General features: G+C 46.3%; 8 protein-coding genes. 4 read left to right on the forward strand and 4 right to left on the reverse strand.

Going from position 1 to position 14660, the window contains the following annotated elements; translation table 11 throughout:
• Positions 1-11: 11 nt before the first annotated feature.
• Positions 12-1301, reverse strand: coding sequence for a homogentisate 1,2-dioxygenase (gene hmgA / locus NWE73_RS12780; RefSeq protein WP_277578724.1), 1290 nt, complete (start codon positions 1299-1301; stop codon positions 12-14).
• A gap of 93 nt (positions 1302-1394) precedes the next feature.
• A complete protein-coding gene (locus NWE73_RS12785) occupies positions 1395-2288 on the reverse strand; it encodes a phosphate/phosphite/phosphonate ABC transporter substrate-binding protein (RefSeq protein WP_277578725.1) in 894 nt (297 codons plus the stop codon).
• Positions 2289-2413: 125 nt separating this feature from the next.
• On the opposite strand from NWE73_RS12785, the gene NWE73_RS12790 reads away from it, so the two are divergent.
• The 4 genes from NWE73_RS12790 to NWE73_RS12805 are packed head-to-tail and all read left to right on the forward strand — an operon-like array spanning position 2414 to position 7084.
• Positions 2414-2719, forward strand: coding sequence for an Hpt domain-containing protein (locus NWE73_RS12790; protein WP_277578726.1), 306 nt, complete (start codon positions 2414-2416; stop codon positions 2717-2719).
• Positions 2720-2724: 5 nt separating this feature from the next.
• On the forward strand, positions 2725-6123 hold the full coding sequence (locus tag NWE73_RS12795; RefSeq protein WP_277578727.1) for an ATP-binding protein: 3399 nt from the start codon (positions 2725-2727) through the stop codon (positions 6121-6123).
• An 11-nt stretch (positions 6124-6134) separates the two neighbouring features.
• Positions 6135-6635 carry a response regulator gene (locus NWE73_RS12800; RefSeq protein ID WP_277578728.1) on the forward strand — a complete coding sequence of 167 codons (501 nt, stop codon included), beginning with the start codon at positions 6135-6137 and terminating at the stop codon, positions 6633-6635.
• A 41-nt stretch (positions 6636-6676) separates the two neighbouring features.
• Complete coding sequence (locus NWE73_RS12805; RefSeq protein WP_277578729.1) at positions 6677-7084, forward strand: OsmC family protein; 408 nt, start codon at positions 6677-6679, stop codon at positions 7082-7084.
• A gap of 3 nt (positions 7085-7087) precedes the next feature.
• On the opposite strand, the gene pbpC is transcribed toward NWE73_RS12805, so the two are convergent.
• Both pbpC and NWE73_RS12815 read right to left on the reverse strand, forming a co-directional pair.
• Positions 7088-9100: a penicillin-binding protein 1C gene (gene pbpC, locus NWE73_RS12810; protein ID WP_277578730.1), complete on the reverse strand. Its 2013-nt coding sequence runs from the start codon at positions 9098-9100 to the stop codon at positions 7088-7090.
• Positions 9101-9102: 2 nt separating this feature from the next.
• Positions 9103-14559: an alpha-2-macroglobulin family protein gene (locus NWE73_RS12815; protein ID WP_277578731.1), complete on the reverse strand. Its 5457-nt coding sequence runs from the start codon at positions 14557-14559 to the stop codon at positions 9103-9105.
• Positions 14560-14660: the final 101 nt, after the last annotated feature.

Consider the following 14660-nt stretch of genomic DNA (forward strand, 5'->3'; position numbering starts at 1 on the left):
TAACAAAGCATTCAAGATTTAAAGTACTTCTTAAAACCCTGCCAGCAATTCTGATAGTCTTCCTGCAAGAATCCCTTCTGCATGGCAAAGTCAGTCACCATGTAAGGAACTCGGGATTCAAACATAAAGGCCATCGTATGATCGATCTTATGAGCCTTGAGTTCAACCTCACTGGCTTTTTCGAAAGTATCTGCATCAGGTCCATGCGCTGAATAGAAGTTGTGCAAACTTCCGCCACCAGGAACAAAGCCCCCGCTGGTTTTTGCATCATAGACTCCGTAAATCAAACCCATGTATTCACTCATGCAATTGCGATGGAAATAAGGAGGACGGAATGTATTCTCCGCCACCATCCACCGTGGTGGGAAAATCACAAAGTCCACATTCGCAGTTCCAACGGTGTCGCTTGGCGAAGTCAAAACCGTAAAGATCGACGGATCCGGATGATCGAAGCTCACCGTATTGATGGTATTGAACTTCTTTAAGTCATACTTGTAAGGAGCATAGTTCCCATGCCAAGCCACGACGTCCAAAGGTGAATGCCCCATTTCAGCAGACCACAACTCGCCGGCAAATTTGCCGATCAGCTCAAACTTACCTTCAAGATCTTCGAAGGCCGCGACAGGAGTCAAAAAATGACGAGAATGGGCCAAACCATTCGCGCCGATAGGTCCTAAATCAGGCAGATGAAAAGGAGCCCCGAAGTTTTCACCGATATATCCATTGCAAACAGTCCCTTTGAGAGGATTGACTTGAAACTTGATTCCGCGAGGAACAACAACGATCTCTCCGGCTTCAGCTTCAATATTTCCAAACTCCGTTTTCACTTCCATAGAACCTGACTGCGGAACGAAAAGAAACTCCCCATCAGCATTCATGAAGTAACGAGAGCCCATGGACTCAGAAAACGAATACAAGTGAACATGAAGGCCACGTTGTTCGTGGCTGCTGCCCGTACCGCAAACTGTGCGAATACTTTCAACAAAATGTTGCTTCCCTGCTGAGCTTGGATTTGGATTCCAGCGCATTTGGTTTGGATTCGTGTATTTCGGCTTGAAAAAAGTTTTTTCAGTCAGTTCTTTCAGAGGCTGGAAAGACTTGTGCATCACTGAAGGACGAATTCGATACAGCCATGAGTAAAGATTGCTCGCTCGGGGTGCCGTGAATGCTGTACCACTGAGCTGTTCCGCATAAAGTCCCTGCGGAGCTTTTTGTGGCGAATTTTGATCCAGAGGCAGGGTGTGAGGACGAGCTTCTGAAGAAAAATGATTTCCGAATCCAGTTTGATATTGTTTTTCCATAGACAAAAGCTAATCAGGTTTGCCGTGTCAAAGTCAACTAACCAGATTGGTTTCTCCTCCTACCGGGATTGATCTACTTCAGCTCATTAAAAATTATTTTATAAATTCTTGGACGTTTTTACCCAGATCGAGAAGAATTTTTCGAGTGGCGTCATAGTGCTGATCCGTACAATCTTTAAATCCTGTCAAATGATACAGATTCTTGAGGGCCTTGCTGCCTTCGGGAGTTGAACCAAAACTCTTCAAAGCAGAAATCAGCTTCGCCTCAATTGCGGGCGAAAGACCTTTTCGAAAAACCACCGGATCGCTAGGAATCGGGCCGGTCAATTTTAGAATTCGAACTTTTTCATAAACATCAGGAAACTGTGCAACGACCAATCGACGAGCATCCTGAGGGACTCCATCTTCGGCTGGAGTGTGGTAGGTCGCTCCGGCATCAATTCGCCCCTGATAAACCATCGTCACGACGCTGTCATGCTTGCCAGCAAAAACAACCTCAGAGGGTTTTATATTTTCATCTTTAAAAAGCTTCGCAGCCAGCAGATATCCCGAGGTGGAAGCCGGGTCCACAAAAGCCACTTTTTTACCATTCAGATCCTGAAGGGTTTTGATCTTCGGATTGCTGGTAATAATTTGCCCCCAATACTCCGACCGCCCCAGATTGACGCCTATCAATTTTGCCGAGGCCTGGTATTTATCATGTGCCAGGATGTAACCAAATGTATTCAAGATCGCCACGTCAACCCGCTGCGAACCCAATCCTTCCACAACTGCAATAAAACTCGTCGGCACCTGCATTTTTACATAGAGCCCGGTCTGCGAGTGGATCCACTTCTCCAAAAGCTTCCCATTTTCCAACAAAACTGCGGAATCCTGCCCTGGAACCAAGGCAAACTGTATCGGATTACTTTCGCTTCCTAACTCTTTTTTTGAAGTGCATGATAGGGTGAGTAGAAAAATAGACAGGATTAGAATTTTCTTCAACATGGCAAGGCCCTTTCGCTGGAGAAGGGCTCAATTTACTCCCGTTATTAAATGTATGCAATAAACAGTCGACTAAACTGAAAGGCATTGAAAGATGAGGGGATATTCGGTGATAAGAGGGCATGGCAATGGCAAAAATAAAAGTAGAAATTGACGCTGATCTTCAGGATTTGATTCCACAATTTTTGGAGAACCGAAAAAAAGACATCGCATCTCTTCAAGAGTTGATAGCAAAGCAAGACCTTACTGCCATTGCTCAGTTGGCTCACAAAATCAAAGGAGCGGCTGCGGGCTACGGCTTTGTTGACCTCAGCAATATGGCTTCTGACATGGAGAAGGCTGCTAAAAATAACGACGGCACTCCACTTCCAATTATCGCGTCTAATATGAAAAATCATTTCGATAATATCGAGATTCATTTCGTTCCCATGTAGCAATTATGACAATGCGAGTGCGCCTGCTTCTATTCACAACCCTTTTAGTTCTGGGCGCCATGGCGGCGGCTGGGCTCATTGGCTATAAAGTAGGTAATTCCTCGCTTGAGACCAGTTATGCGGAACGTTTGACCCAGGCACGCTTGGCGAAAAAACAAGCACTTCAAAATGAATTCGAAAATTTTGGCAAGACCCTCATTGTCACCTCTGAAATGACCAAAACCCGCGAGGCGCTCAAAGACTTGCTGCGAGCTGAAAACGATACCTTTCTTTGGCTCAACAAAAATGCGCGTATATCAGAATGGCAAGACCAATTGACTCGAGCCTATAAGGCAGATGACAACCCCGAACTCTATAAAGCTATTCATCTTCTTCACAAACTTCCCCTTTTCCTACAATCCCAATTCCAACAGCAAGCAGCTAGTGAAGATGTTCCAGCCCGAAGCATCGTCACCGTTCATGGCAAAGATAAAGTGCCCTTCTTCCGAATACATGAAAATATTCATCCCTTTTTTTTAGACTATGCAGATCGTTTCAATATTACGGATATTTTGCTGGTCGATAATACCGGAACCATCGTCTACTCTTTGCAAAAATCTTTAAACTTTGGGACCAATTTAAACTCTGGAATTTTCTCCAGCACCGCTCTTGGGGATGCCTATCGTTGGTCACTCACGGCGGCCCCACGAAGCTACAAGTTCTATGACTTCACCGCAAATGGCGGTTTTTCATCCACCCCAGCTGCTTACTTTGTCAGCCCGGTCTTTGATAAGTTCCAACTTTTGGGAGCCGTTATCTTCCAAATTTCCCTCGATCGCGTCGATCAGGTTCTTAGCGACAATCATCAGTGGAAGAAAATGGGTCTCAAGGAAACTGGAGAAGTTTTGGCTTTTGGTCAGGATGGGCTTCTTCGCAATAATTCCCGCGCTTTCTTTGAAAACCCAGCCTTGTTCTTACAGGATTATGCGCGCCTCGGTGGAAGCAAAAAAGTCACCGCTACATTAGAGGAATCTAAGACGACAGCTTTAAAACTGGGCCTCCCCATTGAAAAAACACGCCACTATTTCCGCTCCGAAGACCTCGTCACGACAGAAAAGGACTATCTGGATCAGCCAGGCCTCGCGTCTATAGGAAAAGTGGATCTGCCCGGAGGTGGGGAATGGCTTTTGATTGCCAAAATCAATCGCGAAGAAGCCATCTCACCGCTAAGCAGATATCTGTTCCCGTTCTCTCTGGGCGCCCTTCTATTGTTAGCCGCTTTCATTCTTGCCTTTGTCTTGATTTCCAAACGACTGACTTCACCTCTCCACAACCTGCAGAGTGCCTTTGAAAAATTGAAGCAGCAAAAATGGAATGAACATTTGCAGTACAATACAAAGGATGAGTACGCGCAGGTCTTCTCTGACTTCAATGATCTCGCCGCAACACTCGATCAGACGACAAGATCCAAAGAGACTCTAGAAAATATCATGCATACTTTGCGTGAGCTGTTGTTCATCGTTGATGTAACAAGCGATGCGAATAGTGAGGAATATCAGTGGAGTATTCGGGAAGCGAATGCAGCGGCCAGTGACCTGATTGGTATTCCAGCGGCCTCCCTTATCACCTCAGATCTTAAGCTATGGATAGAGGCGGACTTCAAAAAGATCTTGGAGAAAATCACCAATGGCAATGGCGGAACGCAACCGTTGGAAGGGATGCTCAAAAAGATTTCTGGTGAAAGAATTCCGGTCCAGATTTCCTTTTCTCCAGTGAAAACGTCGAAGGACTGCAAAGCAAGTCTGATCTTTATAGCCACTGACATCAGTCGCCAAAAAGAAGTCGAACGCGAGCTTAAGATGCAGGAAAATCTTTTGCGGGATTCACAAGCCTTGTCGCTGACCGGATCTTTCCGATGGGAAATGCCCACTGGGAAAAATATCTGGTCCGATCAACTCTTCGAAATTCTTGGTGTGGACCCCAAGGGCGTACGACCCACCTTTGATATTTTCAGAGGATTGGTTCTGCCCGAAGACCTTCCACTGCTCGACGCCGCCTATAAGGAAGCGCAAAAGAATTTACTCCCGATTAATATCGATCTTCGTCTGCGAAAGGCTGACACCCATGAACTCATTTGGGTGCGCATGATTGGCCAGGTTGAATATGATCAATACGGAAACCCTATGACCACCTCGGGGGTCGTGCAAGATGTTACCAATCTCAAAAAAACTGAACTCGCACTGATCTTCGCCAAAGATGAAGCACTAAAGTCTTCTCAAGCGAAATCTGAATTCCTGGCACATATGAGTCATGAAATCCGCACGCCTATGAACGCAATCATGGGAATGGCCGAACTTCTTAAAGAGACAAAACTAGATCGCGAGCAAGAGTATTACGTCACGATCTTCCGCAAGTCCGGCGAAGTCTTGATGGCTCTTATCAACGACATTCTGGATCTTTCTAAAATTGAGGCCGGGGAAGTCTCTATCGAGAATATTCCTTTTGATCTGAATAAGTTAATGAATGATATCCAAGAGATGCTGAAACCTCGGGCTTTGGAAAAAGGAATTGGATTTTCTTTTGAAGTTGCCAAGGGCATCAATCCTCATTTAATGGGTGACCCGAACAAACTACGCCAAGTCCTCATTAACCTCGCCGGGAACTCCATTAAGTTTACAGAGCGGGGACAAATTCGTATCAACATCACTAAGAATCCGACCAAAAAAGACAGCCTCATGATCAGCGTGAGTGACTCTGGTGTCGGTATTGCACCATCTAAGCAACATCTCATTTTCCAAAAGTTCTCGCAGGCCGACAGCTCTATCACTCGTCGTTACGGCGGCACTGGTCTAGGTCTAGCTATTTCAAAAAGTCTTGTGGAGCTGATGGGGGGACAAATTTGGTTCAAGAGCCGCGAAGGTATCGGCACCACTTTCTTTGTGACCATCCCTCTGAGAGAGCAGATTTACAGTCTTGCGACCCAAAAACCAGTCCCAATGAAAACTCCAGAGCTGGATTTTGTTAAAACTCAGACCCCTAGGGATCCAAATAAAAAAGTACGCATCCTTCTAGCGGATGATACAGAAGACAACCGCATTCTGTTCACGCATTACCTAAAAAATGGACCTTTTGAAATTGTTGAAGCAGAGAATGGACTTCAGGCATTGGATAAGATAAAGTCAGATGAGTTTGATATCGTCTTTATGGACGTACAAATGCCAGAGATGGATGGTTACGCTGCGACAGCGCAAGTTCGTGAATGGGAACAGCAGGTGCACCACGCACATATTCCTATTATTGCACTGACAGCCCACGCCCTCTCTGACGACAGAGATAAATCTTTGAAAGCGGGTTGCGATGATCACATCACAAAACCTTTTAAGAAAGACACTCTGCTAACCGTGATAGATAGATATTCTCACTAAGGAGATGGCTCATGCCAGCCCCAGATGATAAAAGCCGATTACTGATTGTCGAAGACGATTCAGATATTCGTGAACTGCTTAAGCATTTCATGAAGGATTTCGTTGATGAGATCGTTGAGGCGGAAAATGGTGCGGCGGCTCTTCACTACGTGAAGTCACAAGAATTCGATACCATTCTATCTGATATCGAAATGCCACAAATGAATGGCCTTAAATTTCTGGCCTATGTTCGCTCCCTTGGGCATATGACTCCGTTTATTGTTTTGACCGCCCATGGCGATCACACTCGCGCCCTCGAAGCCCTGTCACTGGGAGCCTTTGACTTCATCACCAAAGATTCTAAAAAGAAACTCGTGATTGAAAGTGTTTGCTCTGCCTTAAAGATCGGTCGCGAAATGAAGTCTTCAAAAAATGATGCCGTTCGCTCAAATCACTTGCGCAAACTCTATGCAGATATGTCCAAGTCTTCTGAATTACGCCTCCGTAAAATCATCGAAGACATGAGTTCGTAAATAGAGTATCTTAGAGCCTTATCCAGTCCGCGGAGGCTCTCATGGTAAAAATGTCTGCTGTTTATCAAGGTGAAAAGCATTGCGAAGCAACGCACGAACCTTCTTCTTCCCAAATCGTCACTGATGCTCCTAAAGATAACAATGGCAAAGGTGAAGCCTTTTCACCAACAGATTTGATGGCCATGTCTTTAGGGACTTGCATGCTTACTACCATGGCCATTCATTGTGAAAAAGACCAGGTCAACATCAAAGGGTCTCGCGTAACTGTAGAAAAAGAAATGGCGGCCAATCCTCGTCGAATTGCAAAACTGACCGTCGTTTTGCATCTTCCACAAAATATCGCGTCTGACTATCGCAAGAAACTGGAAAGCTTCGCCCTTAACTGCCCAGCCAAGTTCAGTCTTCATCCCGACGTTCAGGTGCCAATCACATTCCACTACGACATGTAAGCTCTACTTTACGATCACTTGAACTTTCTGAGTGGAAGCATTTCCGCTCAGAAGTTCGAATGTGTGACGCCCTGGTGTCGGAGTCCAAAGATAAGGCTCTTTCGCCGAAACCAATGTCTTGCCATTAATTCTCCAAGAAAATTTCTTTTTCTGCTCCCCTTCGACCAATAAGGGCATTTTTTGATTTGCCAAAGGAATGGCAGGGTCCACCGCCAGTATCATTCCATCTTGAGGATATAGAATGCGAACTTTCGGATAAGGCTTGGGATGTTTTTCTTTCTTCTCTTCAACTAAATGCAAGTTGAAACCTGGAGATGGGTATTTCTCTTGAAGCCAACTCATGACTTGATTCCAGATGGGACCAGCTCCAGTTATCCCCATAACATTCCACATAGGTTGACCATTGAAATTTCCAACCCATACTCCCACCGTAAATCGAGAATTGTAACCAACACACCAGTTGTCGCGCATATCTTTGCTGGTACCCGTTTTAACCGCCGCATCGCTGGTTAAAGACAGAGTAGAGTCCATGCCAAATCCCAAAGCCCGATTTTCTTTTGAGGATAGAATGCTGGTAATGGCTTCGCTCGCTTCAGCCGTAAAAATTCTTTCTGAACTTTGTTGAGCGCCTTTATTGAATTTCATGGACGACCACAGGCCACCACGGGCTAATGTACGATATGCCTGAGTCAGATCTTCAAGATTGATATCCGCAACCCCCAAGGCCAAAGCTGGACCGTAGAAATCAGGGTCATTCAAAGACTTGAAATGCAACAGCTGAAGCTTCTCCCAAAATGAATTGTCATTGAGAAGTTTAAAAACCTTCACTGCCGGAACATTCAAAGACGAAGCCAACGCTGTCTTCGCTTGGACCCAGCCATAGAAAAGATGATCATGATTTTGCGGCTTATAGACACCGCGATCAAAAACAATATCCACGGCCGAATCTTCCAACCACGAATTTGGTTTTAAAATATTTTTTTCAAAAGCAGTGGCATATAAAAAAGGTTTGAGTGTTGAACCCGCCTGTCGCTGTGCCTGAATCCCATCAACATACTGGGCAGAAGCCATCGGACCACTGCCGCCCACATACGCCCACACCTCGCCGGTCTCATTCTCTATGACGAGAACCGCGGCATCATGGACGTTCTGATCTTTCAGTAAACTGATTTGTCCTTCCACTGTCTGCTGTATAAAGGTTTGCAAATCTAAATTGATACTCGTCTGCAACGAACCCGCGACATGGCTCTGCGAAAGTCGTTGAGCCAAATGTAAAGCCTTTTGCCCCTCTTGAGGAAAAGCGCCCAGCCTGGACATGGAGTTGGCAATTAATCCCGGGAACTCGCTGCACAGGCTTGGCTCCTGCCAACAAGCTCGCTGTGTCCAATTTTTCTCAGTGGCATTCGGGGCTCTGAGGAGCACCGCCAACAAAGTCGCTTCCTTCTGAGTCAAACCGCTGGCTGGTTTATTAAAGAGTGCCCAAGAAGTTGCAGACAATCCACGATACTCACCACGAAATGGGGCCAGATTCAAATAGCTTTCAAGAATTTCTTCCTTCGTCCAATGCCGCTCCAGCTCCCACGCTGCCAGACTTTGGCGAACTTTACCCAAAATGCCCTGCCACTTGCGATCTGGTTTGGACAACTTTACCACCTGCATGGAAAGAGTGCTCGCACCACGTAAAGAACTTTTGAAAGCTCTCTGATAGAAGGATGCCGCCATCGCGCGCAGATCGACGCCGCTGTGGCGGAAAAAATTTCGATCTTCCGACTTCAGCAAAGCAGGAACCACGGCGGGCGAAATATTCTTCAATTCGACCCAGGCAAATGCTCTCTTCTGGTTGTCCTTCCGCCATTGATGAAGAAGGCGCCCTTCGCGATCTGTCAAAATCAAATCTGAGCTTTGGTGAGCCTTCCTGATTTTCTCAAACGAAGGTACAGTTGGAGTGGAAGCACTGATATAGAGCCCTCCTCCAAGAACAAGACTTAAACTTGAAATGACTAAAATCTTTTTCATCACTACTCTTTCACCTGCCAAGTAGACTCAGGAAGTTCTGCGAACATGTCCGGACTGTACATCGCCTCAATACGCGAAGCCGGAAGCTTGTAAGTGCCTGCCTGATTGAAGCGCACCGTATACTCCAGGGTTTGGGATTCTGTTGGGAACCAAGCCTGATAGAAACGAATCAATTCGGCCTTTCTTTCCACTGCCGTCGCCCAACTTGCTGTCAAGACCGTCGAACCTGCAGGGATTGGATCTTCAATCACCACCCATGTTTGCGGAGCTTGTGATTTCACCTTCAATTGAATTTTGGCTGTATCTCCGACACTCCATTGACCCTTGACCTTTTGTTCAACGGCGGAAATTTCTTTCTCCACTGTGAAACCGGCAAAGGTGGGTTTGGTGATTGGCAAAGCCGCTTTGGCAGAAACTGTGATCCAAGGTTTACCAGTTCCTTTCTGTTCGAGGCGCACCATTTTCTCGCTCTTCTTCCAGGGTAGTTCCAAGTTGACTGATGCTTGGGACCATTTCGCCTCTTTCTCAACTGAATCCAAAGAAGCTTTGAAAGCACCTGTTACTTTTTCATTCTGAAATACCTCGTCGAATTTTTTCGTCGCCAACCGACCCCAAGCATTGGCGGTGGTTAACATCCAAGCCCCGTCATGTTGCCGAGCCAAAGATCCCTGAATCATCCGCGGCAGATCAGTCTTCCATTGCGGCTCATTCAAAACAGCCAATAACAAACGCAAAGAGGCACCATCTGCATCGCGCATCAGCCAAGGCATGACGTCCAGATTCTCGTCTTTAAGGAGCATCTTTCGAGAAGAGAAATAAAATTTATTGCGCAGAAGATTTTCAATTTCCGCTAGTTTCTGCTCTCTGCCTGGAACTTTTTTCTCCCAGAGCAGAATCTCGTACCACTCTACCAAAGTATTTAAAGGCCACTGACTTCCTTGAAAGCTGACAGTGCTCAACAGATCAATATTCAAGCGTCTGTGGCGAGACAAAGCTTCAAAAACCGAGATCTTCTTAATCACTTCATCAACACGCCCACTTGCCGAGCTCTCCCTCAATCTTCCCTCGGAATAGTTGGTTAAAGCCTCTAACAAGCGAACTTCGTGATCGTCACTGATCTCAAATCCCGCCTCATGCGCAAGGCTGACCACATAGGCGGTCAATGCCACACTGCCCTCATTGCTCGAACCACCCGGGAAGAACTTTAGAAGACCGCGGTCATCAATATATGATCCCAGTTTTTCGTCGATCTTTTTCCACAGGGCTTTGTCATTCAAACTGACCGCTCTGGAAATCTGCTGTTCCAAGCAAGTATACTGATAGTTTTTCCAGAATTCCTTCACACCGGAACTGGAATCTCCCAAGGCGGAAGCTGCTTCGACAATGACAGAGCTTTGCCCCGATTCCGCACCTGCAGGCTCTTGAACGGCAATTTGCTTAAATTCAGGCCATTGACCAAATTCACTTTGATAAATTCGCGTCTGACGAAGCGGAAGAATTTTTTGAGACTTCTTAATCTCATCCAGAAATTTCCCTTGAGCATCACGAGCCGTCAGGACGTAATCAATCTTTTCAGCAGAAGGGGTTTTAATATTCCAAAACACTTCCTGGGAAGCTCCGCCTTCAAGGCGAATCTTCTTGTGGGAAAGTCCTGGAACTGTAGGGACTGTCACCAATTGTACATTCACTTCTTTGGTTTCATTTGTGGCATTTCGAACAGTGAAGCCCGCATTGAAGTCATCTCCATCTCGAGCGACGCTGGCAATCCCAGGCAGAATCATCAAGTCCTGCGAAGACTGAATCGAAGTCCAACCCGTGCCGAATTGATCGGCCTTTTGCTGGGCGATGGCCACAATGCGGAAACTTGTCGTTGAGTCATTCAACTTCACTTCAACGGTCGCTTTGCCGTCTTTATTGAGAGTGACATTGGGGTTCCAATACAGAAGCGTATCAAAGAGCTCTCTACGAAGTCCGCCGCGCCCATCTCCCCCAATTGGCAATGCCTTCAAACCAAAATGTCTTTTCCCGATCACCAAAGTCTGCGCAGTGGCTGTCTTCACTAGATGCTGATGCATTTGCATCATCGCAGTCAAAATATCCCAAGAACTGTTATCACGAAGTTCTAACAATCCCTCATCTACAGCCACCAGTGCAACTTCGCCGGCAGAGGCCGGACGCCCCTGTGCATCCGTAACTGTGACTTGAACTTTCGCGGTGTCTCGAGCTTTATAATTTTTCTTATCAGAACTAACTGAAACCTTCAGGGTGTTTTCTTTCCAGCCAACTTTGATCTCACTCATCCCGAGCTTGAATGCGGGCTTGCCAAGATCGACCAAGGCCGTTGGTTTGGGATCGCCAAGTCGGCCGCGAATAGCAAATGCGGACACCACTACGTTTGGTGCATACTCTTTTTTAATAGGTATGCGAATGACTGGCTTGCTGCTGTTGACCTCGACAACTTCAGAATAAAGAACTGATTCACGCTCCACGGTCACCAAAACACGGGCTTGAGGGAAGGGCGTTCGCAACTGGAACTCGGCCGTTTCGCCAGGTTCATAGTTTTTCTTAAAAGGAATAAGATCGGCCCGATCATTGTCATCAGGTCCAAACCATTGCTGTTCCTCCTTAGAAACAATCCATTGGTGGACATTGGCTTGAGCCTGGCGCCCTTGCGAATCGGTTGCCGAAGCAACAGCGATCACAGATCCCGCATATGAGGATTTTCCGACACAGGTAAATTCGCCCTTCGCATCTGTGACGCCCTTGCAAAGCTCCCCGATTTTTTTTACCTCTTGGAATGAATCATAGGAATAAAATCCCCCCACCAAGCGTTTGCGGTGTGAATAATAACGGCTGGTATAAAGGGAAATACTGACCGCCTGACCTTTGACAGGACGTTGTTGTAAATCCAAAGCGGCGATTTGAAATTCAACTTTATCTTTAGTTGCCGACCAAGATTTAGATTTGATTCCCAAAACTAACGACGACGGCCACAAGTTGAAGGCACGAACCGAGCTTTGAATTTCTCCGTTCGGATCCTTATATTCAGCTTCCACATGGAGGCGCTGAGGCGCCATCGCATACTTTATTTTATTCAATTCAACTTTCTGACCACCAGTTTTGTCCAAGGTGATTTCCTGGCTGCCACTTTGCGGAATCGGACGTGCTGTTTCCTCTTCTCCGGATCGGAACAAACCTTCCTTCACTGCCCCATTCGCAAACGAGTAATCTTGCAATTCATCGTCTTGAATATTGAAGCTGCTTGGCTCGACACTCCAACGAACCTTCATAGGCAGCTTGCTTGCTGGCCCTCCTGAGAAATAGTTTGCGGAAATTTGCACGGGAATCGCAGGCTGTTGAATAAAGTTGGAAGTGGCCGCTTGAACTTGCACTTGTAAAAGTGGCACACGGAAGTTTTCAACACGGACATCCCCAACTGAAACAAAAAGATCCGGGTCCTTTCTTTCAAGATTCAAAATCCATCGGCCTAACTTCGCCCCAGCAGGAATATTCCACTTTAAACTGGCGGTGCCCTTCTTCTTATTCCATTGCAAAGGAATTTTAAATGTCTGCAAGCCCGACTCATGAGCGATATTCAAGTGCGTTGGCCATTCTTTAAGATCCGGCAGACTAAGTCCTGCTTCATTCGGCTTTCTTAAGAACACTTTCGCAGACATTGTTTCTTCCGGTTTCAATAGCGTGCGATCCAAGACGGCATGCCCCACCAACCGTTCTAAACGATTTCCCATCGACCGTTGGAATCTCCAGGATTCAACACCCCGATCCCAGGATGAATGAGTGAACGAAAAGTCATCGCCCTTTTCCGCCACTGCGAAGAAGCCTTCGTAATAATTGCTACCTTCGCGACGAGGCAGGGAATCTATCGATTTGCCTAACTTCACATGAGCAAGGCCTTGAGCATCACTGGTCGCCTGAGCAATTCTGTCGCCCTTAACATCATAGAATGAAACCATAGCGCCCGGAACAGACTGCGCCGTCTTAAGATCAGTAACCCAAACCCAGATCTGATCCTGATTGAATTTTAAATGGACTGCCATTTTCGTAACCAAAGCGGCAGTTCGAACATAGTAAGGAGCTTTTTTATCCAAAAGACGTTGACCCAGCAAGGGACTGGCCATTTCCAGCACGTAGAATCCAGAGCCTTTCAAAGGAATACCAACTACCTCCGTGTCAGTTGCAACCAGCGGCTTATTCACTTGGATCTTCGTCAATGGAGCGTTTCCCCACGACTTAAAAGGCTGAGCGCCAGAGGGCTCCCGTTCCAAATCGCTCAAGGCTTGAATGATGTCTTTAAAGTTCGCGGCTTTCCATTGCCCCGTCCACCCGGCATACTTGGTCTGCACATTCTTCTCAACCCGACGTAAAGTCACCGCTACGGCGGCAGAAGGGTCCGCCTCGATAATTCCGAAGTTAGCAGCAAATTTGAGAAGTGCTGGGTTGTCTCCGGTTTTGACAATCAAAGGGAACTGGCCCTTGTTGGTCAAAGCTCTGCCTTGATCATCTTTAATGTCTCCGGGTATCATTAATTTCATCTGCACTTTTTCAGGAAATGGTCCCTTGAACTCGACATAGCTTTTGAAATCACTATCGGCATCATTCTCATTCAACAAGGGCGCGATCTTTTTTCCATTGGCAGATTCAAGATACATTCGCTTCACATCTTTTACAGAAATTGGTGCTGTAAAAGAAATTGTCATCGGCAAAAGTGGCACACACGGTTTACCTGGAGCTTCGCGGTTGCAATTAAATTCTGCTTTAAATGCCTCCTGCACTGTGTACTCAAAAGTTTCATCCTCCTTGGAACTCATGCCCGAGGAAGATTGTACGGCCTTCGACCAAACCAAGGTCACCTTTGCACCAGCGGGAAAACTTCTTTTAGCTTTTATGACAATCCAGTTTCCATCGAAGTTCTCTTTTTCATACTGATACTGGTGCTTCGCCGCTTCTTTGACTTGCTCTGCTTCACTGCCTTCCACTTGGATCACGGGAATTTGATCCCCGAGGCCTTCCATCACAAAGTAGGCACCGGACAAAGATTCTTTTCTAATTGGCGAATCAAGAATCACAACAAAGTTTTGATCTGCATCAATGGGTTGATACAAACGCGGAAATGTATTTTCAATATGAGGTCCACCGGTATTGAATTGATAGCTCTGTCCATGAACTTTCACGTCGCAAAGGACTCCACCCTTCAATGGCTTCGTGAAATCAAACACCCAATTGCGAGTATCCACCCAGCGACCTTGTCCTTCTTTAAAACAAGCACTCTGCGCCGGAGCTTCCAGACTGAACTCTCCCAACTTTACCATCGGTTTTGCAAATTCGATGCGAACCTGCGAAACGGACTTCACCGTCCCTTGAGGCGTGAAGTTCTTAATTTGAATTTTCTCTTGGGAATAAGAAGTCGAAAGAAAAATAAAAGCGAGAAAGCTTAACACGGGAAACTCCTTGTTGCCCTTTAAGCTTCCCCGCCCCAGGGGAACAGTGTCATCTCTTTATGCTCTACGGCTACAAATCAACTCTGCAGAGGATGGTACAT

This window comes from Bdellovibrio svalbardensis, assembly GCF_029531655.1.
Lineage (GTDB): Bacteria > Bdellovibrionota > Bdellovibrionia > Bdellovibrionales > Bdellovibrionaceae > Bdellovibrio > Bdellovibrio svalbardensis.

Coding starts and splice junctions, on each gene's coding strand:
- hmgA (WP_277578724.1), bottom strand. CDS start 1,301: ATGGAAAAACAATATCAAACTGGATTCGGAAATCATTTTTCTTCAGAA.
- NWE73_RS12785 (WP_277578725.1), bottom strand. CDS start 2,288: ATGTTGAAGAAAATTCTAATCCTGTCTATTTTTCTACTCACCCTATCA.
- NWE73_RS12790 (WP_277578726.1), top strand. CDS start 2,414: ATGGCAAAAATAAAAGTAGAAATTGACGCTGATCTTCAGGATTTGATT.
- NWE73_RS12795 (WP_277578727.1), top strand. CDS start 2,725: ATGACAATGCGAGTGCGCCTGCTTCTATTCACAACCCTTTTAGTTCTG.
- NWE73_RS12800 (WP_277578728.1), top strand. CDS start 6,135: ATGCCAGCCCCAGATGATAAAAGCCGATTACTGATTGTCGAAGACGAT.
- NWE73_RS12805 (WP_277578729.1), top strand. CDS start 6,677: ATGGTAAAAATGTCTGCTGTTTATCAAGGTGAAAAGCATTGCGAAGCA.
- pbpC (WP_277578730.1), bottom strand. CDS start 9,100: ATGAAAAAGATTTTAGTCATTTCAAGTTTAAGTCTTGTTCTTGGAGGA.